Origin of the sequence: Ideonella flava, from assembly GCF_051857595.1 — a bacterium.
Lineage (GTDB): Bacteria > Pseudomonadota > Gammaproteobacteria > Burkholderiales > Burkholderiaceae_C > Ideonella.
In genome coordinates this window covers 1-20,875 of sequence record NZ_JBPZHD010000001.1, presented here as the reverse complement: position 1 = coordinate 20,875, position 20,875 = coordinate 1, and the positions used below count along the sequence as shown (strand labels likewise).

Genomic DNA, 20,875 nt, shown 5'->3' with positions numbered 1-20,875 from the left:
CTCCTTCCAGATCGTCGACTCGAACAAGCACCACGCCCCTCAGCGGAAGAAACACCAGGAACACGGGGTGCAGGCCGTGTGCCGCCGGGTCCGGACTCAATGGACAAGCCGCGGAACGAGATGGCCTATGGCAAGTCTTTCGGCATTCCTTGATTCCGGCGGGCGCCTACCAATTCATTTTCCTTCGACTGACTTGTCAAGGTAGTGATAGATCCACGGCCCATCACTGGGATACGGCCACTTGATGCCGTTGAGTTTGCAGTACAGCTTGTGGTCGCGTTCCAGGTCAACGTATGGGGGATCGAGGTAGCCGAGCGTAGCGAAGATTGATTCGGCCTGGCGTGCGGTGTTGCGCCATTGAAAGAAGAAGCGAATGGCGTAGTACAGCCCTGTCGTGGCAGCCAGCGCAAGGCAGATAGGTGTCACAAACTCAAGCCCGTCGATCTCGATTCCCGTGTTCGAAAAGAAGGCGAAGCCCAAGTACCACAGCATGCCTAGGATGAACGACAAGGTCGCTATCCAGGCAAACAGGCGGAGAGAGAATGTCCGGTGCGCGCCTGTCCCTCGCGAACAGTGAGGCACCATCCAAAGTAATCTGTCCGCTCGTCGGCGAGCCGCCAGAATAAGATCGTGCGGAAATTCGTTGATTTGAACCATGTCGAGTTCGTCGCCTTCTTTAAAGGAGACCTTGGAGAACCCTCCGGATACCGTCTCGCCACCTATCTTGCAGGTAAATAATTCGACTGGATCGCCTGATGCTGCCGCCGCAATCGAGGCTCCTGCCGCAGCGCCGGCGAGACCAATGGCTGCCAGTCCCGCAGCTGCGCCACCGGCTGCTCGCTGGCTCGGACTGCGAACAAATTCTTCCTCGCCACTGTGAATGAGCACATCGGAGACGACACCCGAAATCATGCGAAGACGCGGCGATGTCATGCGGCTTCCTTTAGGGCCTCGGCGAACCTTTGCAGCTGAAGGTCGGCGTTTGTGTAGGCGTCAGCCATTGCCTTTCGCTTGTTGCCGAAGGCGCAACGGTCGCACCACTTCTGAAGCTCGCCATCGTCGAAGTACCAAATAATTGCGGACACGCCAGTAGAAAGATCGAGACCTCTAGGCTTGGCGAATACGAGTGCTGCGCGGGCCAGAGGAACACGCTTGGCGGTCCAGCCAAGGGCTTGCCCAACGAGCCGCTCGCCGAAGCGCTTGCCGAATGTCTCGATCAGTGGTGAGCAGTAAGACAGAGCCGTCATGACGGATAGTGCGGCGCTCGTGCCTTGAAACCAGAAGCGAACGTAGTAGAGCGTAGCCATTCGGTAATCCTCGGAATGGCGCGCCTTCTCGCCATCCCCGAAGTCCATAGCTGCTACATACCCGGAAGCGACGACGCTAAACTAGGTTGGCGACGGGGCGGATTACTTGCGCTCGCGGTGTCAACTTGCTTTTAGTGGGACGGAAAGGGGTCGACTAGCGCCGCGGTTTCCATCCAGCCTTCTACGATGCGGCCCGTTTCGCCGTCAATGTGTCTTATGCGACTATATTTCCCTTGGGAGCCGAAGGTGACAAATATATCGCCCGGTGCGGCTTCCTGAATGATTTTTGACGCTGCGCTTGGCTTGATCTTAATGGGGGCCCTTGTTTTTGAAACTCTAATGCCAAGTACCGGAGTCGTTCTCATCAGCTTGGCGTGCAGACCCTGCTCTTCTGTTGGGGTCGCATCATCAATCGATGAACTCCGCACGGCAAATTGATCACCGTCTGGCTTGCTTCGACAGCCATTTGGAATGGGGCGAAATTGAATGATCCATCGGTCATCCTGTATGTATATTGCTCCACTGGCACGTCTATTTTCCTGCGGTGGAATAAGTGCCACTTCCCACGCTGACAGTTTTGCTTCGCTTTTGTCAATTAGCAGGCCATGAAACAAGAATTGGCAGACATGAATGGCATCGCCCTTCTTTGAGATATAGGACTCATCGGATCTTCCTACATAGTAGCCGCTAATATTTCCGGTCGATGTGCGGGTGATAACCAAGCCTCCTACGTCAAACTGAAGGAGGTTTGCCGCGAATGCAATCGAGTTGAGCGTTGAAAGGACGAGTAGGGCGACGAGTCTTAGCATTGGTAAGCCTCAGTTTTCCTTGTACTTTTCATAGTATGTCGCCATTCGCTTGGGGTAGTCGGGGTTCTGCTTTTCCCAGTTCCCGCCGTTGTAGTATTTTGTGAATTGTTCCCAGTTCTTGCTTTTGAGCGCTTCGATGGCCTTCTTCTTCTCGGGCATTTTGAGAAATCCTCTAAACAGCGCGATATGGCCATCGGAGGACCTCATGCATGCATCAACGAGTTCGTAGGGGGACTTGAAGTCGCACTGTTTATAATACTCGGCGAGAACTTGGAATGAACCCCATGAGCAAGCCATTATGGCGGCATCTCGGTTGAGTCTTGCTGCCTTGACAAGGCGCGCATACTCGGCTTCTTCAATTGAGTAACCGCCCGGGATTGGATTGCAGATGTCTGCGTACGCCCTGAATGGGTGAGTGATTTTGGCGGCACCCTTTTTTGCATTTCGATTTGGGTCCGTCAATGCGTAGAATCGATGTCTTTCAAAAAGGATTTTTGGGAGTCCGTTCTCAAAATATCCTTTTCCGCTCGATTCTGTCTCGGCAACTGCCCGGATCGCAGCAATCTCGCATCCAAACTCCTTTGCCATGCTCGCGTACACCTCCATCGAGACGTCTAAATGCGTAGGGTAGTTCAGTCTGCTGCCAAGCAGTGCGCATACGATGACCTTTGGCTTCTCTGTTTTAACCACTCTGTAGTGATGTTCGACGGTGATCTCGTTCGTGGTCTTTCCCGTCGCCGCATCGGCATTCTTTTTAGTGGTCTTGGTCGGAAAATCCTTTGTCACTTGACCCACTTCTGTGACGATTTGTGCCGCCCCGATGAAAGGGGCCAAGTCACCGAAGAGACGCGCTGACGTCAAGACTTCACCCTCGCGGATGGAAGGAATGGGGAGGTCCTCCTCGAGCTCCTCCTTTGGAGTGAGCTTCGTCGTCGCTTCGAGGTGAAGCTCAGGGCTTCGAATGGTATATGTATTGATATCGTATTTGGGCGAAACTTTGCGCTTCAGTTCGAAGGCGCCATTTCGTTTCTTGACGTAAATACTAATTTCTTCGTTGCGGGTGGCGTTCTCGATGGTTATGGCGAGACCGTGCTCATCAGTGGTGCCCGTGACGTCAATTGTCTTGGAGGTCACTCTGACGGTGAGCCCCTGAATCGGTTGTTTTAATCGATCGAGGATGACAAAGCTTGCCGTGACAATGGGATTCGGAGGAACCGGTTTGTCTGCTGTCTTCTTTCCGGTGGGTGTCTTTGAGCTCATACTGGCACCAGCGAGTCTTGGATTTGATCTACATCGCTTTCGTTGTAGCCTTCTTCTTCAACATCCCAGTCGCCAGTCCCGATTTCGCATCGGATCCGCTCGGCCGTGGAGGTGTAGACGCGAAGGGTTTGTGCGTTTAGTACACCCACTTGCTTGACTGGGCCAGCTGACAAGTAGATTTTGTACGGCTGAAATTCGAGTCGGTCCTGTGGCGCCTCCACGTGCATCGCACTCGGCAATGTCAGTTGGGGCGTAACGTTCGCCGTTGCGCCGGTCCAGTTTTTCATCCCCGCATGCACCTCGATAGGCGAAGGCGCCTTGAGGTCGATGGAGCCGGACTGGATCTCGATGGCGGCGCCGGAGGCGGCGAGCTGAAGCGACTCTGGGCTCAGCGCGGCAAGGTTGGCGCTGGTAGAGACCAACTCGGCGGACTGATCGGCGGCGATGTCGGCGGCGCCACTGTTGAGGCTCAAGTGCACGCTGCCGCAGGCGGCATGCAGGGCGAGGCCGGTCTCGGTGAGAGGCTTGCTGGGGTTGCTGGCCTGGCCGTAGGTGAAGAGGACCAGGCCGTCGCGGGCGGCGAGGGCATGGGAGGCCTGGGCCACGAGGTTGATGTCCTGCGCGGCGGTGGTGCTGCAGTGGGTGCCGGCGGCGAGGATGGCGTTCGCGGGGGTGGCGAGCTGCACGCCGCTGGGGGCGGCCAGGACGAGGTCGGGGCGGCTCCAGGCGGCGACGCTGCCGTGGCCCCCGTCGATGGGGGTGAATCCGTCGCTGGCGTCGCTGGATGCGCTGCCGTCGGAGCAGGCGACGCCTTGCAGACTGGCGTTGAGCGCGTGCAGGCCGCACTGCACGGGCAGCTGCGCGCTGAGCTGGGTGGCGGAGCCGCTGGCCACCGCTGGCTCGGTGCCGAGCCGGGCGTTGTGCTGCTGGGCGGTGGTGGCCAGGGCCTGCTGCAGGTCCCGTGCGGTCTGCAGATCCTGCTGGGGCTCGCGGCTGTCGAGCTGCTGGCCGGTGGAGGTGGAAGCCGATCGGGCATGGGCGCTGAGCAGCAGGCCGGCGCCGGCGCGCATGGCGCCGTGGTCGGGGCTGGCCAGGTCCAGGCCGTGGCCGCGCGGAGCCAGGCGCTGGTTGCCTTCCTGGTGCCGCAGGTGGCCCAGCTGCAGCCGCGCGGTGGGCTCGCCCGGGTCGGCGTAGCTGCCCAGCTCCAGGCGGGCCTGGCCGGGGCTGGCATCGAAGACGAGCTGGTTGCAGCCGCCCAGGCCGTGCGCGCTGGTGCCTAGGGACTGGCTGCGCCAGCCCGAGAGCACGGCGTCATGGGCGTGGCCTTCGACGCTGTCCTCGGCATCCGGTCGTTCGGTGCCGGGGAACCAGGCGGGGGCGTTGCCGGAAGCGCCGGCGGCACCGGCGGCGATGTCGTTGCCTTGCGCGTCTGGGGTGCCGCTGCCGTTGTACAGCGCGCCCAGCACGAGCGGGCGGTCGAGGCGGCCGCCCAGGTGGGTCAGCACCACCTCCTGGCCGACCCGCGGGGTGAACACCGAGCCCCAGTTGGCGCCGGCGACCCATTGGCCGACGCGGGCCCACGTGTGGCTGGCGGGCCCTGCAGGGGCGTCGTCGGTGCCGTCGGGGTGGGTCAGGCGGTGCGAGGCGTCCGCGCCACGTTGCCAGTGCTGCTGGATACGGATGCGGCCGTCGCGGTCGGTGTGCACCGGCTCGCCAGCGCCCACGACCAGGGCGGTGGCCGCGGCGGATGCCGGCGCCGCGTTGTCCACGCGCGCGTCGGGCTGTCCGAAGGCATCGCTGGCGTGGTGGACGAACAGGTCGTTGCCGGCACCGGCCTCGGGCGCCAGGCGCAGCGGCGCGTCCAACGGTTGCAGCAGCAGCGCCGCCTCGTGCAGGCGCTCGTCGGCGTCGGGATGGCGGGAGGGATCGCCGTGCAGCGCAGCGAGGGCCACGGCGTCACCTGTGCCGTCCGCTGTGGCCAGGGCTTGCACGAGCACCTGGTCCAGCGCCCAGACGCGGGCGCGCTCGTCGGCGGCCAGGTTGTTGCGGGCGCGGTGCTGGGCGGCGAGGACCACGAACTCGCCCGGACTGGCCGCGGGATCGATGCCGAGCCCGAAGCCGTGGCGCGGGTGGCCGGCCAGGGTGAACCAGGTGCCGGCCTGGGCGCGGCGCCAGGGGCCGCGCGCGACGCTGCGCATGGCGGCGGCCTGCTGCCGCTGGGCTTGCACTTCGGCACGCTGCTGGCCGTGGGCCAGGCTGGGGTAGGCGTAGGCGCCGGGGTGGTCGACCAGCACGTGGTCGGGGGCGTCAGGCGATGCGTCGTCTGTGCCGGCGAGCGACTGCATCAGCGCACCCACGGGCCGGTGCTCCAAGGCCGAGGCATCGCCGCTGCGGTAGTCGCGGCTGGTCAGCGCGATGCGAGAAGCGGCCGCGCGGCGGGTGTCGGCGAGTTGGGTCAGGCTGTCTTCGCCCAGGGTGTGGTCGCTGGCGGTGAAGCGCACCGTGGCCTGCTCGCTGGCGGGCAGGGCGCTGGCGTGGTCGGCGATGACCAGCGTGTGGCCGCCCAGCGTGGGGCTGGCGGCGTCGGCGGCGTGCTCCCACCAGGCGACCAGGCCCTCCTCGCGCATGAGGCGCAGGACGAAGGCGAGGTCGCTCTCGTGCGCCTGGGCGCACAGGCTGCGCTGCGGGTAGGCATCCGGGTCGGACAGCGCCCAGCGCCAGGCCGGGGCGAGGCTCGCTTCGTTAGGCAGGGCCTGGCCGCTGCGGCGGGAGAACACGGTGTCGATCAGCTGCGGCACGGTCAGGTCCTGGTGCAGCCGCGCATCCTGGCCCTGGGCGAGCCAGGCCAGCCAGGGCTCGACGACCAGGCGCAGGCGGGCGAAGCCGCCGTCGGCGCCCAGCCAGGCGGCCGCGGCGATGTGGCCGTGCCAGGGGCGCAGGCCCGCGTCCTGGCACAGCAGCTCGACCAGCGCGGGCAACCCGATGAGGGACTGCGGGTCCAGCGTGGCATCGGCGCACAGTGCGTGCAGCACGACGCGGGTGCCGGCCAGGGCGCCGCTGTGCACGAAGTGGGCTGAAGCCGCGCTCCAGCGGCAGGCCGAAGTGGCCTGGCCCAGACGGCCGGCCAGCGCGGCCACGCCGGGGCCGGCCTGCGGCAGCACCGCCTCCCAGGTGTTGAGGTCTTCGGCCAGCAGCAGCTCGGCGCCCAGCGGGGTGTGCAGGCGGATCAGGCGGGTGGCCTGGTCGTGCGGGGCCAGGCCGAGGCGGGACATCGCCTGCGCGGCCAGGCCAGCGGGCGAGGGCAGGGTGGGCAGGAGCAGGGCGTCCATGGAGGATTCGGGCGGCTGCCGCGTTACTGCACGGCGTACTTGAAGTCACCGCTCTTGGCGGCGCTGGCCTTGATGCGCGAGACGCCCTGGCCCTCTGCCATGCGCTGCAGCACCTGCAGCGCGATCTCGGGCAGCAGCGTGCCGTTGAGGATGTGGTCGACCGTGCGGGCACCGGAGTCGACCTCGGTGCAGCGCGCCAGCACCGCCTCGACCAGCTTGCTGTCGTAGTCGAAGCGGGCCTGGTGGTTCAGCTGCACGCGCTGGGCGATGCGATCGAGCTTCAGCCGGATGATTTGCTCGAGCGCTTCGTCGCCGATGGCGTAGTAGGGCACCACCTTCATGCGGCCCAGGAAGGCGGGCCTGAAGTGCTTGAACAGCACCGGGCGCAGCCCCTCGGCCAGCTCGTCGGCCCCGGGATACTCGGCCGCGGGCTTGTTCAGGCAGGCCTGCATGATCTGCGCCGAGCCCACGTTGCTGGTCAGGATGATCAGGCAGTTGCGGAAGTCCACTTCGCGGCCTTCGGCGTCGTCGAGCACGCCCTTGTCGAAGACCTGGAAGAACAGCTCCAGCACGTCGGGGTGGGCTTTCTCGACTTCGTCCAGCAGCACCACCGAGTACGGATTGCGGCGCACTGCCTCGGTCAGCACGCCGCCCTCGCCGTAGCCCACGTAGCCGGGCGGCGAGCCCTTCAGGCCGGACACCGAGTGCGCCTCCTGGTACTCGCTCATGTTGATGGTGACGAGCTTCTTCTCGCCCCCGTAGAGGATGTCGGCCAGGGCCAGCGCGGTCTCGGTCTTGCCGACGCCGGAGGGACCGACGAAGAGGAACACGCCCTTGGGCTTGTTCGGGTCTTCCAGGTTGGCGCGGTTGGTGCGAACGCGCTGCGCGATGGCGTCCAGCGCATGGCTCTGGCCGATGACGCGCTCTTCCAGCAGGGGCCGGAGCTTGAGCACGGTCTGCAGGTCGTCCTTGACCATGCGGCCCAGCGGGATGCCGGTCCAGGCGGCGACGATGCCGGCCACGACCTGGGCGTCGACCTCCAGCGGGACAAGCTGCTGCTCGCCCTGCACGCCTCGCAGCTCTTGCAGCGTGGCCTGCAGTTCGGCACGCAGCGCAGCGGGATCCGGCGCAGCTTCGGCTTGCGCCTGCAGCGCCTGCACGCGCTCGACCAGTGCCTGCTCATGGCCGTGGCGCTCACGCAGCGCGGCCAGGCGGGCTTCGAGCGTGGCGCGCTCTTCCGACAGTGCGCCCAACCGGACGGCGTGGTCGGCGCCGTCTGCGGACACTGCCGCGGCGTCACGTTCAAGCGCCTGTTGCTCGGCGGCCAGGCGCTCCAGGCGGCGGGCGATGTCGTCGATGGCGGCAGGCGTGGCGCTCTGGCCCAGCGCAACCTGCGCGCAGGCGGTGTCGAGCACGCCGATGGCCTTGTCCGGCAGCTGTCGGCCGCTGATGTAGCGGGCCGACAGTCGCACCGCTTCGGTCACGGCCTCGTCGCGGATGCGCACCTTGAAGTGTTTCTCCATCAGCGGCGCCATGCCGCGCAGCATGGCCGCGGCGACGGGCTCGCTCGGCTCTTCGACCTTGACGACCTGGAAGCGCCGGGCCAGCGCCGCGTCCTTCTCGAAGTACTTCTTGTATTCGCTCCAGGTGGTGGCGGCGACGGTGCGCAGCTCGCCGCGGGCCAGCGCGGGCTTGAGCAGGTTCGCCGCGTCGTTCTGCCCGGCCTGGCCCCCCGCGCCGATCATGGTGTGCGCCTCGTCGATGAACAGGACGATCGGGTGCGCGCTGCGCTTGACGTCTTCGATGACGTTCTTGAGGCGGTTCTCGAATTCGCCCTTGACGCTGGCGCCGGCCTGCAGCAAGCCCATGTCCAGCGCATGCAACTGCACACCTTGCAGGGCGCCCGGCACCTCCCCCGCGGCGATGAGCAGCGCCAGGCCCTCGACGACCGCCGTCTTGCCCACGCCCGCCTCGCCGGTGAGGATGGGGTTGTTCTGCCGGCGGCGCATCAGGATGTCGATGGCCTGCCGGATCTCCGCTTCGCGGCCGATGACGGGATCGATGCGGCCCTCGCGGGCGCGTTGGGTGAGGTTGGTGGTGAACTGGTCGAGGGCTGGCGTGGCGGTGCGGCTCGCGAGTTCGCCTGGCTCGCCTGCGGCATCGTCTTCTGCCATGGCGCGGGTGGCTTGTGCGGCTGCTTCCGCCGCTTCGGCGGAGCCGCGGGTGACGTCGGCCAGCTTGTGCTTCAGCTCGTCGACGCGGAAACGGGCGAAAAGCGCGCTGCCGCGATATGCCAGCTGAGACAGGCCGGGCTCGGTGAGCAGTGCCAGCAGCAGGTGGGCGCTGCGGATGCGAGCGTCGTGGGCCTCGATGCTGGCAATGAGCCAGGCATGCTCGAACAGCGTCTGCAGATGAGGGCTGAAGACCGGCGTGCGGGTGTTGCCGTTCTTGAAGCGGGCCATCTCTCGCTCGAGGTCTGCCTGCAGGCCGCCTGAGACCACGTCGAAGCGCTTGCACAAGATGGCGAAGTCGCTCAGCGCTTGCTCCAGCAGGGCCAGGAAAAGGTGCTCCAGGTCGACTTCATAGTGGCCCCGTGACATGGTGATCGAGGCGGCCCGCTCGGCAGCCGTGCGGCAGCAAGTGTTGAGCTTGGAAACGAGGGTCTTCAGGTGGGAGCTCATCGGGGCGGAGGGCAGAAGGCAGAGGATGGAGGTCGGAGCGGCTGCGCAGCAGGTCAGGCCGGGACGGCGTGGATGTCGTAACCCGCCTCGCTGCGGTCGCGCGGGCTGGGCCGCGACTGCAGGAAGCTGTTCCAGCCCAGGCGAGCCGCGCCTTGGGGCGGATCGCCGAGGTGCACCGTGGCGACTGCGTCGGCGCGCAGGCTCAGCCGGATCTCGTATTCGAGGCTGACCCCGTTGATGAGCGTCAGCAGCTCTCGCAAGGCGACGGCGCCAGCAGCGCCGGGCAGGAAGCGGCGATGTTCGGCCTCGTCCAGCGGGCCGAGCGTGATGCGCAGGCGAAGGTCACGCTGCCACACCCGCTCGCCGACGACGGCGGCACCGCCCAGCGTGGCGTTGGCTTGGCCGAGGCACGTTCGGTCCGACGGATTGAGTGCGAACCACCGCCCGACGAATTGCTTCACTGCCACCGGCACGTCGAAGTACGACGCCAGCAGCCGCTGCATCTGCGTCGAGCCGATGTGGCGTTGTTGCAGAGCACCGGCGTAGTAGGCGAGGGCATGGTCGGCCACACCGCCGCGATCCGGTCGCAGGCGCGAGCGCAGTGAAGCCTGCCCCACGCCTGCCAGGCTGAGCGCCATCGGCAGAAAGCGCTCCTCGCCTTCGCGCTCGGACTGCAATGGGAGCCGATGCTTGTTCCAAGCCTCGTGGAACAGGCTGACGGCACGGTGCTGAAAGATGTCGAGGAAGGCGCGGGCCGCGGGATCGCGGTGTGGCGCCTCTTCGCGTGCGGAAAGCAGCTCGGTATAGAACAGCGGCAAGGCTCCACCGGCGCCGAGCAGGCCCATGAAGGCCGGTGTCACATCGATGCGTTCAACAGCTTCGGCAATCGTGCTGCCCGCGCCCGGCTCGTCGTCGTGGCGGCGCACGGCCAACTGGGCGATTTCGCTGGCCGGGAAGGACAGCGACAGGCTGTTGCGGTAGCGCAGAACCGCGCGTGGCCCGAGACCCTGGCGCCCACGAAGCCACCGCCCCAGCAGGCGCACGGCCTGGTGGAAACCAAAGCGCTGGGGCGTGGCGAGCAACTGCTCGACTGGGCTGCGATGGGTCATCGGTACCTCAGACCAAGGGCCCGTCGCCACTTCTGCGAGGGCATTCCACCAGCACGGCCCGCGTGCGCGCCGACAGCACCTTGAGCTGGGTGAAGCTGTTCAGGTGGACGTACAGGCCGAAGAAGCGGTCCAGCACCCTTGCGAACAGCTGCAGGCCGCTGCCGACGAAATGCTGCTCGTCCACGCTGAGCCGGATCTCGGTGCCGCGCACGAAGGTCGGGAACGGATTGCCCGGCAGGCAGGCGTTGGCGGGGACGAACTCGATCGCCGACAGGCCGTCGAGCATCCGCGCGTTCTCGGCGTTTCGCGGCAGGTCGTACAGGCGGAGCATCTCCTTCAAGGCATCGACTCCGCCGCCGGTGAGCGACAGGTGGTTCAGAGACAGGTGCGAGATGAGCCGCCACAGGGCCCCGCGGTCCCGCTCGAAACGGTAGGCCGGTGTCGGTTTGCGCAGCAGGCGGATCTCGCTCCACAGGCCTCCGCCTTCGGCGAACAGGTCGCCACCGGGGTTGCCGATGCTCATCTGGCTCGGCAGGTCACGGTTGGTGGCGCGCACGTCGATCGACAGCGTCTCGGCCTGCGGCAACGCGGGGTCGAACGACGCATCGACGATGCCGATCTCGGTTTCGTAGCCCGGGCTGCGCGCGGCAGTGACGCTGTCGCGCTGGCTGAACCAGTAGCGCCCGGCGCCCTCGCCATCGGCGAGCAGGCCGCGGTGCTGCAGCGAGTAGAAGGGCTGGAAGGCCTGAATCGATTCGCCGTCGGCCGACTGCCTGACGCGGTACACCCGGTCGATGGCGTAGACCTCGTGGCCGAAGGCGCGGCGGCCATCGGGCAGAACCGGATAGGTCGTGGCGGTGTGGGTGACGCGGATCGGATCGGCCCGTGTCGAGAAGAGGTTGATGACCGGCACGCAATGAAGCTGCAGGTGCTGCGCCTCGGTCAGCTCGAGCAGGCGGGCTTCATCGCTGTCGCTGCGAAGACCGGCCAGGGGGAAGTGCAGCGCGAGGTTGGCTCCGCTGGCGCGCTGCGCCGCCTCGGGCAAGGGCAGGTCGATGAAGTTGAACTTCTCGGGGAAGGCGAAGTACTCGGTGAGCAGGCGGTACGCAGGGTGGGAGCGCGCGTCGAAGTCGATCAGCGCCTCGTCATCGGCCAGACCCACCAGGCGGGGGCGTGCCGCCTCATCTGCAGCCCAGGCGCCGTGCGGGCCGGTCTGGACCAGCGTTCCCAGGGCGCGGCCGATCAGTGTTTCGCGAATGGCCGTGACCTGGGAAGGGCTGCCGTCGAGGTAGACGCGCAGGGCGCCGGCGCCCAGGCTGGCCCAAGTGGCTTGCGCCGAGACGAGCTCGAGCTGGACCGACATCATCGCCGTCGCCTGGCGTGGGACGCGCGTGCCATCCGGTGCCTTGATCGCCGGCCGGAAGCTCGCGCCCACCAGGCGCACTGGCAGCAGATCGAGTGCCTGCGTGGTCTTGAATCGGCAGGCGACACCGCGCATCGGGCGGGTGGACAGCTCCGTCCCACGCTCGACGCGGCTGGCCTTCGCCGACTGCGCCAGCGATGCTGCTGCATCGAACTGGGCGATCGAGCAGGCCGGGAAGGGCCGCAGGTAGTGCGGGTACAGCAGCTCGAGGAACGATTCGGTGAAGAGCGGGAAGTCGTCGTCGAGCCGCTTGTGGATGCGGGAGCTGAGCAGGGCGAAAGCCTGGATCAGGCGTTCGACGTGTGGATCCTGCAGCACCTCGCCACTGACCGACAGCCGGCCGGCGATGCGAGGGAACTGGCGGGCGAAGTCGTCCGCCTGCGTGCGCAGGAAGGCCAGTTCTCGCTCGTAGTGGGGGAGGAGCTCTTGCATGACCGATCGTGGTCAGGGCTGCAAGGCGCGGGCCGCGCGGCGATCGCTGCGCGACACGTCGTAGCGGTTGGAGCCTCGCTGCAGGACGGCGTCGAAGGCCACCGGCTCGACGTCGGGATTCAGCATCAACTTGGCGCGTATCGTGAAGCACAGCGAGGTGCTGGCCTGCGGGGAAGGGCGCACGTCCACGTCCACTTCACGCAGCCGCGGATCGTGCTCGACAAGAGCGCGGCGGATCGCGTCCTTCACGCGCTGGCGGTCGCGGTCGCTGGCCATCGACAGCGAGGTGATGTCGATCAGTCCAAGCGTCAGCAGCGACTTGGCCGCGTGGGGAAACCCGGCCAGAGACTCTTCGCTCAGGCCCGGGTGGGAGTTGAGCAGGGCCTCGATGTCGCGAGCGACCGACTCCTTGATCTGGTCGACGCTCAGACGCAGGTGCGTCCCTTTGGAGAGGCCCGCTCCCTCGGTGCCCAGCAGCTTGTCGAGCAGGGACGGTGCGTAGTGGCTCATGTCGCCTGTGGATGCGGGAAACGAAAGAAGCGGCCGCAGGGGCCGCTTCGTTGCACAGCGCGCGGCCCGCGAAGGGCCGTGTGCCATGGCGCCGCCAAAGGCGGCGTGCGGCGTCAGACGGCGACGTTGCGGCGCAGGTCCCAGCCGGCGATGCCGGTGGAGGCGGACGATCCGTCCATCTTGTGCTGCTTGTATTCCCAGGTGATCTTGCCGTACTTCAGGCCGAAGGTTTCAGCCGGCAGCTCGCCATCACCGATGTTGGTCTCCACGGAGGACACGACCACGTCCTCCAGCACGACCTTGTAGTAGTCGACACGCGACTGCGACGTCTGCGTCGACGACTTGCCGCCGTAGGCGCGGTAGAAGGTGACGTAGACCTTGGGGTACACCGTGCCGGCCGAAGCCGCGCGGAACAGCTTCGAGCTGGCGCGGTCGATGTCCTTGGTGAACAGCATCTCGCCGTGCTCGGTGCGCTCGGCGGTGTGGCCGCCCGCGCTGGAGGCGCTGGACGACTTGGGTTGACGAACGAAGTGCTTGAACGAGGTCACTTCTATCTCGTTGGCGTGCTTGGTGTCCGTGCTGTCGCCTTGCAGCTCCGTGGCACCGTCGAACTTGACGTAGATGTCCTTCATGGCTTAGGGCCTCCTTGGGCTTTTGTTGGGGTTTATCCCTTTTGGGATGCAGGCAGCTCGGCGACGAGCCTCAGCGAGACGGAGAGCTCGTCGAGCTGGAAGTGAGGCCGAATGAACGACACGGCCCGATAGACGCCGGGACGACCAGGCACCTCGGAGACTTGAACGTTGGCTTCCCGCAAGGGATAGGCTGCCTTCGTCTCCTGGGTGGCGTTGTCATCCTCGACGACGTACTGGCGGATCCAACGGTTGAGGAACTCTTCGACGTTGGACGCGGAGGCGAAGCTGCCGATCTTGTCGCGCATCATGGCCTTGAGGTAGTGCGCGATGCGGCAGACGCTGAACATGTACTGCAACTGCGACGACAGCACGGCATTGGCGTTGGCCGCGTCGCTGTCGTACTTCTTGGCCTTCTGCGCCGACTGCGCGCCGAAGAACGCGGCGTAGTCGGTGTTCTTGCAATGGACCAGGGGCATGAAGCCCAGGTCGCTCAGTTCCTTCTCGCGCCGGTCGGTGATCGCGATCTCGGTCGGGCACTTGAGCGCGATCTCGCCCTGGTCGGTCTTGAAGGTGTGGGTGGGAAGGTCTTCGACCAGGCCGCCGCCCTCTACACCGCGTATCGCGGCACACCAGCCGTAGTCCTCGAAAGCGGCTGTGAGGCGGGCACCCATCGCATAGGCGGCGTTCACCCACAGGTACTTGCCATGGTCGCTGCCATCAACCTCTTCGACGAAGTTGAAACCTTCGACGGTGGTCCCGTCCTTGGGATTGAACGGCAGCCGCCCGAGGAATCGGGGCAGCGCCAGGCCCACGTAGCGGGCGTCTTCCGATTCGCGGAAAGAGCGCCACTTGGCGTAGTCCACCGTGTCGAACACCTTGGACAGATCGCGCGCCTTGCCCAGATCGGTGAAGGTGTCCAGCCCGAACAGCTCCGGCGAGGCGGCGGAGAGGAACGGGGCGTGGGCGGCCGCGGCCACGTGCGACATCTGCTCGACGAAGTACATGTCCTCGGGCTGCCGGGTCAGCTCGAAATCGCCGATCAGAGCGCCGAAGGGGGCGCCGCCGAAGGTGCCGAACTCCTCTTCGTAGACCTTCTTGAACAGGGCGCTCTGGTCGAAGTCGATCGCGGTCTTGAAGTCCTTGACCAGCTCCTTCTTCGTCGCGTTGAAGACCTGGATCTTCATGCCGGCGCCAGTGGAGGTGTGCTTGCACAGGTAGTGCAGGCCCGTCCAGCTGGATTCGAGCTTCTGGAACTCGGCGTGGTGCATGACCTCGCTGAGCTGCTCCGAAATCAACCTGTCCAGCTCTGCGACGCGCGCATCGAGCGTCACGCTCAGGTTGTCGGACACGACGACCGTGCCGCGCATGACCTCGCGCACCAGCTCGGAGATGATGTCCTTGGCGCGGGCGTGCTCGACATCGGAGCGGGCGACCTTGCTCTGCTCCACGATCTGGTCGAGCAGGCCGGCGACTTCAGGCGTCGGGGCGGCAAAGGCCGCGGCAGCGATGGCGGTGTCCTGGGGCATGGTGTTCACTCCTCGCGTTGCTGAGCTTCGGTGCCCAGCTGGCTGAGCTTCTCGGTGCTGGACAGGACGTCCGCCAGGATGTCTTCGAGCTTCTCGTTGCCGGCCAGCTTGTTCCGCAGGTCCGCCAGCTTGGTGCGCGCCTCCAGCAGCTTTCGCAAGGGCTCGACTTGCTGGACCACGGCTTCGGGCCGGAAATCCTCCATCGCGCTGAACTCCAGGTTGACGGCGAACTCCCCGCCCTGCGGGCTCAGCTTGTTGGCCACCCGGTATGAAGCGCTGGGCGCCATGCCCTTCATCACATCGTCGAAGTTGTCGAGGTCGACGTTGACGAACTTGCGGTCCTTCAGCTTGGCGGCGGCCTTGGCCGGGTCTGGTTGCCCGGTGAAATCGCCCAGCACGCCGACGACGAACGGCAGCTCTTTCTGTTCGATCGCGTCACCGACCTGGACGTCGTATGAAAGCTGCACGCGGGGCGGGCGAACTTTCTCGAGTCGCTTCTGGACGCTGTCTTTCTTGGCCATGTGGGAATTACTCCTGGAGTCGGTGATGGCGGGGCGAAGTGCCGGCGTCGGCTACTTGAGCTTGTCCAGCGGATTGCTGCCCTTGGCCGGTGGTGCCTTGCCGCCAGCGGCAGGAGCCGGTGGCGAAGGCGGCGCGGCGGCGGTTGGCGGAACCGCCGTGCCGGCCGCCGGCGGGGCCGGAGCGATCGCTGGCTTGGCAGGGCGCGGCTTGCGCTGCGCCGGCGGTGTCTCGGGCGGCGCAGGAGGCAGCAGCGATGGATCGCTCAAGGCCTCGCGCAGCCGGCGAGTTACATCGAGCGCCTCTTCGCGCGAGCCGACGGGGTAGCCGGACTGCTCTCGCAGCGCGACCAGTGAGCCCGCCGTGATACGCAGCCCGCTGACCGCCAGCATGCTGTGGGCGGTGTTGTCGCGCGGATCGCGTTGAACGGCCTCCTGGGCGGCGAGCACCGCGTTGCCATAGTCGGCGGCACCGAAATAGTCGTCGGCCAGGCGCAGCCAGGGTTGCTTGTCGGTCGGGTAGGCTTTGGCGCCCTCGCGATAGGCCGCGCGAGCGGCTTCGTGCAGGCCGTCCTTCTTGGCTGCGTCGCCTCTTGCAAGCCACTCTTCTAGCGACACGACGGCAGGTGCCGGCTCGGGAGGTGGGGCCGGAGTCGCGCACCCGCCCAGCAGAAGGGCGGCCAAGCCAGCGCAGGTCGCCATCGTGGAGCGTGCGACGGCAAGCCATCGCCCGCCAGGTGAAAACGTTCGTCGGGCAACGTGGCTGGAGGCTTCACGTTCGCCATGCGCTGCGCAGCGCAAATCATCGCGCGCCATTTCTAGGAGTTCTCCCTAACAGGCGCTTCGTCATGCCTTCGGCAACGAAGCGTCATTGCGTGTGTCAGCTCAGGTACAACGTTATTTGGGTGTACTACGCGGACTTCTTGTGGGTCGGCACTTTACCGAAGTTGCAGTGCCTTGCAAGTGGCGACATCATGCCGGACCGTGTCGACACGACAACGGCGAGCAGCACCCCCTCATGGGGGATGGCGACACCCACCGTGTGTTTGCGGTACGACAATCATCGACGTTATGTTTACTGCACAGATCAGCGCATCGAGGCTCCGGCGCCCGCGCTTCGGCCGAGTCCAACCCGGCGTTTGGGTCCTCCCGTCGAAGGGGGGCTGGCGATCTTCGACGCTACGTCTGTTCCCTCTGCTCGCGCTGGGCTGCCTCGCCGGCTGCGGCTCCACCAGCAGTGGCGGGACACTGGACTCGGCGCTTGGCATGGTGGGCCTGCAGCGGCCCTCGATGGCCGTTCCTGAGGGTGTGCCGAAACGCCCCGATCAATCGTCCCGCAAGGTGACCATCCGTCTGCATGCGGGGGACGTCCTGAACGTCACGCCAGACGGTCGATCGCTTTCGATTGTTGCCAGACTTTACAAGTTACGTGACCGGACGGCTTTTGAGCAACTGTCGTACGAGATGCTGCAGGATCCGAAGGGGCCTGCTCCCCAGGGTGAATGGATGCGGGATGTGGTCGAGACGAAGGAGATCATCCTGACGCCGGGGCAGAAGTTCGAGTCTGTCGAGACCGTTCCGCCAGAGGCGGCCTACGTCGCTGTCGTGGCTTCTTTCCGCGCGCCGGCGCCTCAGCGTTGGCGCTTCATCTTCGAGACGAAACAGGCCGCACAGACCGGCCTGACGATGGGCTTGCATGCCTGTGCGCTCAGCGTGGCCGCCGGGCAGCCGGTCGGGGTGGCCCCGGAGACCACGCGATTGGCGGGTGTGCGCTGCTCGTGATCATCAACAATCGCGTTAGGTATCGGAGGACCTGCGTCCTGCGATGGGCTTCGTGAAGTAAGCTCGAACCTGCCAGCAAAAACAGAAGGCTGCGCCCGCCAAGCGAAGCGCCGCCAGGGGAGGACAAGCTTTGATTCGCGCACCCAAGCTTTTGTGGGGGGAAGGGCTGTTTCTTCGCCCGCAGCATTTCCAGCGCCAGGACGCTTACCACGAGACGCGCCTGGCCGACGCCTCGAGGGCGCTCCATCCGTACGCCTGGGGCCTGCGACAGATCCAGGTCGACACGGATGCCCTGGCAACCGGGATGCTGCGCATCCTGCAGCTCAGGGTGATCCTGCCGGACGGCGATCTCTACAACGCGCCCTCGGAGGACGACCTGCCGGAGCCGGTGTCGCTCAATGGCTTGTCGGCCAGCGAATCGGAGGTGGTTTTTCATCTGACTGTCCCGGGCTGGCGCGCCGCCGGTTCGAACTTCGCGGGGCGAGGGGAGCCGTCGGATGGTGTGCGCTTCGCGCAGCGCGACGAGGTGGCGGCGGACTGGTTCACCGGTGCCGCCGAAGCCGAGGTCTCGGTCCTGCGGCGGCGCGCCAGACTGATGGCGGCGACCGAGCCGCGTGACAACCTCGTCGCCATGCCCTTGATTCGCCTGAGGCGGCAGGCCACGGGTGCCTTCGAACTCGACATTCGTTTCGTGCCTCCCGTCGTCTCGCTGGGCGCGGCGCCGATTCTTCAAGCCATGCTCCGGCGCCTGCTGGACGTGCTGCAGGCCAAGGTCGATGCGCTGTACGGCCACCACCGCGAGCCGTCCAGGCATGTGATCGAGTTCCGATCGGGCGACATCGCCTCGTTCTGGCTTCTTCACACCACCAGCGGAGCCTTTGCGGCCCTCTCGCACTTTCACCATCATCCGTTGCTGCATCCGGAGAGGCTGTTCGAGCGCATGCTCGAGCTGGCGGGGTCCTTGATGACCTTTTCGAAGAGCCATCGCCTGGCCGATCTGCCTCGATACAGCCACGAGGAGTCAGGCCCCGCATTCGCAAAGCTGGACGAGGTCATCCGCGACCTGCTCGAGACGGTGATCTCCTCGCGTTGCTTCGCGATAGCGCTTCAGGAGGCCAAGCCTTCCTACCACCATGGCCGGCTGGACTCCGGGAAGATCGACGCCAACACCAGGTTCTACCTGGGCGTTCAGTCGTCGCTGCCGCCGTCGGAACTGGTCGACTCGGTCCCGCATCGCTTCAAGGTCGGCGCGCCCGACGATGTCGAGAAGCTCGTGCTGTCGGCCATGGCCGGAGTGCGCCTGGTGCACGCGGCCCAGGTGCCCGCGGCCATTCCGGTGAGGCCCGGTGCGTACTACTTCGCGCTGGAGCCCAGGGGGCCGCTGTACGAGCGGATGCTGCAGGCCCAGTCGATCGCCATCTACGTGCCGAGCGGCACCGCCGACCTGAACATGGAGTTGTTCGCCCTCGCTGACAACGCTTGAGCAAGCCTATCCAACGTCCACCATGAATGCCTCGTCTGCCCCCTCGCTCCTTGGCCAGCAGGCCACCTTGCCGTCGGCGCGCCCGGATACCGCGTTGATCGCCGAGCCACGCAGCCTGCTCGACCTGATGTACCAGGGCTTCTACATGCTGTTCCTGCTGCGCAATGGCCACACGCCTTCGCAGGCCGAGGCGTTTCGCGATCGCGTCAAGCAGATGCTGGCGCGTGTCGATCGAGGCGCGCAGAAGCTCGGCCTGCTTACCCAGGATGTGTTTCGCGCCAAGTTCGCCTTCTGCGCGCTGCTGGACGAGGTCGTGTTGCGTTCGAAGTTTTCCATCCGAGAAAGCTGGGAGCGCAAGCCCTTGCAACTGGAGCTGTTCGGCGAGCACATGGCGGGCGAGCGCTTCTTCGAGTACCTCGAGGAGTTGCGGTCGGAGGGGGCGAAGCACATCCAGGCTCTGGAGGTTTTTCACATGTGCCTTCTGCTGGGATTCCAGGGCCGGCATGCGCTGGATGGCAGCGAGAAGCTGGGCTACATCAGCGGCCGCCTGGGCGACGAGATCCTGCACCTCCAGGGCAAGCGGGCCGAGTTCGCGCCGCACTGGGCGCCGCCTGATCAGGTGAGCCACAAGCTCAGGCGGGAGGTACCCCTGTGGGTCATCGCAAGCGTGTTCGCGCTCGCTGGTCTGGTGGCCTTCCTGGGCCTGCGGAATCATCTGGTCGGCGCCAGCCGGGCAGAGCTGGCGCCGCTGTCGGGCATCGTGAATCTCGCGCCGCAGGCGGCCTACGTCACCATCACCTTGCCTTGAAAGTCCGCGGGTGGCGTCTGCTCAAAGCTGGATCTGCTCCACCTCGGCTTCGACCTGGAGTCCTCCTCGCGCCATGCGCTGCAAGGCTTCGGGCATCCCCGTGGTGCACAGGCGCAGGAGACGGGAGCCGGTGTCGGCAACGGGTGCTGCCATCAGCTCGACCACTCGCCGGGCGATGGCATCCGCCGTGTCAAGCACTTGCGTTCGAGGGGCCAGGCGCGCTGCGATGCGTTCCATGACGAAGGGATAGTGCGTGCATCCCAGGACGACGGTGTCGATGTCCAGCTGGGTCAGCGGAAGGCAATAGAGATCGAGCAGGCGCTCCACTTCCGTTGCGCCGGTGTCACCCCGTTCGATGGCCGTGGCCAGGCCGGCACAAGGCACCGGGTGAACGGTGCAGTGCGCAGCATGCCGAGCCACCAGGCTGGCGAAACGCGCGCTGGCGAGCGTGGCAGGTGTGGCCATGACGGCGAAGCGGCCGGAGGGGCTCATCAGCGCGGCGGGCTTGACACCGGGTTCGACGCCGACGAAGGGGATCTGGGGATGCCGGATGCGCATCGCGTCGATGGCCCACGCGGTGGCGGTGTTGCAGGCGATGACGATCAGCTGGGCGCCCTGGTCGACCAGATGATCCACCACTCGCTGGCTGCGTTCGATGACGTGGCCCGGATCGCGGTCGCCGTAGGGGGCGTGACCGGCATCCGCGATGTAGAGCATCGGGCACGCGGGCATGCGCTGGTGCAGTGCGCGCAGCACCGACAGACCACCGACGCCGGAATCGAAGATGCCGATCAGGGGGCGTGACGGGTGGGAATGGAGCATGGCGGCGCACAGTCTATCCAGCGGTTGTTGAGGCTCGTCGCCAATGGCCATGCGAATGTCGCCTCAAGGACAGTGAAATCTGAGTCGCTTGGTCTAAAATAGCACGATCGTTCGTTTTATCCTTCGTGCTGCGTGACCCGCGCATGGCGGCGAGCATGGGCTGGCTTCATCGTGCCGGCTCCGGGGCAACCACTAGAATCCCGCAGTTAACGTAAACGTCAATCCGGACAACGATCCCACAGGAGCAACGCGACATGAAGGTACTGGTAGCCGTCAAGCGCGTCGTCGACTACAACGTGAAGGTTCGCGTGAAGTCAGACGGCACGGGGGTGGACATTGCGAACGTCAAGATGAGCATGAACCCCTTCGACGAGATCGCCATCGAAGAGGCGGTGCGGTTGAAAGAGAAGGGTGCTGTCACCGAGGTGATCGCGGTGTCCTGCG

Annotated in this window: 17 protein-coding genes and 1 pseudogene; 4 read left to right on the top strand and 14 right to left on the bottom strand. The window is 65.7% G+C overall.

Annotated features, from left to right (window positions below; all coding sequences use genetic code 11):
* Nucleotides 1-174: 174 nt before the first annotated feature.
* From ACS5PM_RS00090 to ACS5PM_RS00030, 13 genes are all read right to left on the bottom strand, one after another.
* On the bottom strand, nucleotides 175-933 hold the full coding sequence (locus tag ACS5PM_RS00090) for a putative type VI secretion system effector (protein ID WP_439384160.1): 759 nt from the start codon (nucleotides 931-933) through the stop codon (nucleotides 175-177).
* Nucleotides 930-1,307 carry a hypothetical protein gene (locus ACS5PM_RS00085; RefSeq protein WP_439384158.1) on the bottom strand — a complete coding sequence of 126 codons (378 nt, stop codon included), beginning with the start codon at nucleotides 1,305-1,307 and terminating at the stop codon, nucleotides 930-932. Before ACS5PM_RS00085 ends, ACS5PM_RS00090 begins: the two co-directional genes overlap by 4 nt.
* Before the next feature lie 131 nt (nucleotides 1,308-1,438).
* The gene (locus tag ACS5PM_RS00080) at nucleotides 1,439-2,116 is read right to left on the bottom strand and encodes a hypothetical protein (protein WP_439384156.1); all 678 of its coding nucleotides are present in this window, start codon (nucleotides 2,114-2,116) and stop codon (nucleotides 1,439-1,441) included.
* 9 nt (nucleotides 2,117-2,125) lie between these two features.
* Entirely contained in the window at nucleotides 2,126-3,376 is a 1,251-nt protein-coding gene (locus ACS5PM_RS00075; RefSeq protein WP_439384154.1) for an N-acetylmuramidase family protein, read from the bottom strand.
* A complete protein-coding gene (locus ACS5PM_RS00070) occupies nucleotides 3,373-6,705 on the bottom strand; it encodes a type VI secretion system Vgr family protein (protein ID WP_439384152.1) in 3,333 nt (1,110 codons plus the stop codon). The genes ACS5PM_RS00075 and ACS5PM_RS00070 overlap by 4 nt, the downstream gene beginning before the upstream one ends.
* Nucleotides 6,706-6,728: 23 nt before the next feature.
* Nucleotides 6,729-9,386 carry a type VI secretion system ATPase TssH gene (tssH, locus tag ACS5PM_RS00065; RefSeq protein ID WP_439384150.1) on the bottom strand — a complete coding sequence of 886 codons (2,658 nt, stop codon included), beginning with the start codon at nucleotides 9,384-9,386 and terminating at the stop codon, nucleotides 6,729-6,731.
* A 53-nt stretch (nucleotides 9,387-9,439) separates the two neighbouring features.
* Nucleotides 9,440-10,495: a type VI secretion system baseplate subunit TssG gene (gene tssG, locus ACS5PM_RS00060; protein ID WP_439384147.1), complete on the bottom strand. Its 1,056-nt coding sequence runs from the start codon at nucleotides 10,493-10,495 to the stop codon at nucleotides 9,440-9,442.
* Between the two features lie 7 nt (nucleotides 10,496-10,502).
* Entirely contained in the window at nucleotides 10,503-12,350 is a 1,848-nt protein-coding gene (gene tssF, locus ACS5PM_RS00055) for a type VI secretion system baseplate subunit TssF (RefSeq protein WP_439384145.1), read from the bottom strand.
* A 12-nt stretch (nucleotides 12,351-12,362) separates the two neighbouring features.
* The gene (gene tssE / locus ACS5PM_RS00050; protein WP_439384143.1) at nucleotides 12,363-12,860 is read right to left on the bottom strand and encodes a type VI secretion system baseplate subunit TssE; all 498 of its coding nucleotides are present in this window, start codon (nucleotides 12,858-12,860) and stop codon (nucleotides 12,363-12,365) included.
* A 113-nt stretch (nucleotides 12,861-12,973) separates the two neighbouring features.
* Nucleotides 12,974-13,492 (bottom strand): Hcp family type VI secretion system effector, encoded by a 519-nt coding sequence (locus tag ACS5PM_RS00045; RefSeq protein WP_439384141.1) that lies wholly within the window; start codon nucleotides 13,490-13,492, stop codon nucleotides 12,974-12,976.
* A 32-nt stretch (nucleotides 13,493-13,524) separates the two neighbouring features.
* Nucleotides 13,525-15,018 (bottom strand): type VI secretion system contractile sheath large subunit, encoded by a 1,494-nt coding sequence (gene tssC / locus ACS5PM_RS00040; protein WP_439384138.1) that lies wholly within the window; start codon nucleotides 15,016-15,018, stop codon nucleotides 13,525-13,527.
* A gap of 5 nt (nucleotides 15,019-15,023) precedes the next feature.
* The gene (tssB, locus tag ACS5PM_RS00035; protein WP_439384136.1) at nucleotides 15,024-15,539 is read right to left on the bottom strand and encodes a type VI secretion system contractile sheath small subunit; all 516 of its coding nucleotides are present in this window, start codon (nucleotides 15,537-15,539) and stop codon (nucleotides 15,024-15,026) included.
* Nucleotides 15,540-15,590: 51 nt separating this feature from the next.
* Nucleotides 15,591-16,154: a tetratricopeptide repeat protein gene (locus tag ACS5PM_RS00030; RefSeq protein ID WP_439384134.1), complete on the bottom strand. Its 564-nt coding sequence runs from the start codon at nucleotides 16,152-16,154 to the stop codon at nucleotides 15,591-15,593.
* Nucleotides 16,155-16,607: 453 nt separating this feature from the next.
* On the opposite strand from ACS5PM_RS00030, the gene tssJ reads away from it, so the two are divergent.
* The 3 genes from tssJ (at nucleotide 16,608) to icmH (ending at nucleotide 19,609) form a co-directional block, all read left to right on the top strand.
* A complete protein-coding gene (gene tssJ, locus ACS5PM_RS00025; protein WP_439384132.1) occupies nucleotides 16,608-17,318 on the top strand; it encodes a type VI secretion system lipoprotein TssJ in 711 nt (236 codons plus the stop codon).
* Nucleotides 17,319-17,448: 130 nt separating this feature from the next.
* On the top strand, nucleotides 17,449-18,801 hold the full coding sequence (gene tssK / locus ACS5PM_RS00020) for a type VI secretion system baseplate subunit TssK (RefSeq protein WP_439384129.1): 1,353 nt from the start codon (nucleotides 17,449-17,451) through the stop codon (nucleotides 18,799-18,801).
* A 22-nt stretch (nucleotides 18,802-18,823) separates the two neighbouring features.
* Entirely contained in the window at nucleotides 18,824-19,609 is a 786-nt protein-coding gene (gene icmH / locus ACS5PM_RS00015; protein ID WP_439384127.1) for a type IVB secretion system protein IcmH/DotU, read from the top strand.
* Between the two features lie 21 nt (nucleotides 19,610-19,630).
* Here the strand turns inward: icmH and murI are convergent, their stop codons facing one another.
* Nucleotides 19,631-20,482, bottom strand: a complete 852-nt coding sequence (gene murI / locus ACS5PM_RS00010; protein ID WP_439384125.1) for a glutamate racemase — start codon at nucleotides 20,480-20,482, stop codon at nucleotides 19,631-19,633.
* Between the two features lie 203 nt (nucleotides 20,483-20,685).
* On the opposite strand from murI, the pseudogene ACS5PM_RS00005 reads away from it, so the two are divergent.
* Nucleotides 20,686-20,875: pseudogene (locus ACS5PM_RS00005) on the top strand (electron transfer flavoprotein subunit beta/FixA family protein); the annotation flags it as partial.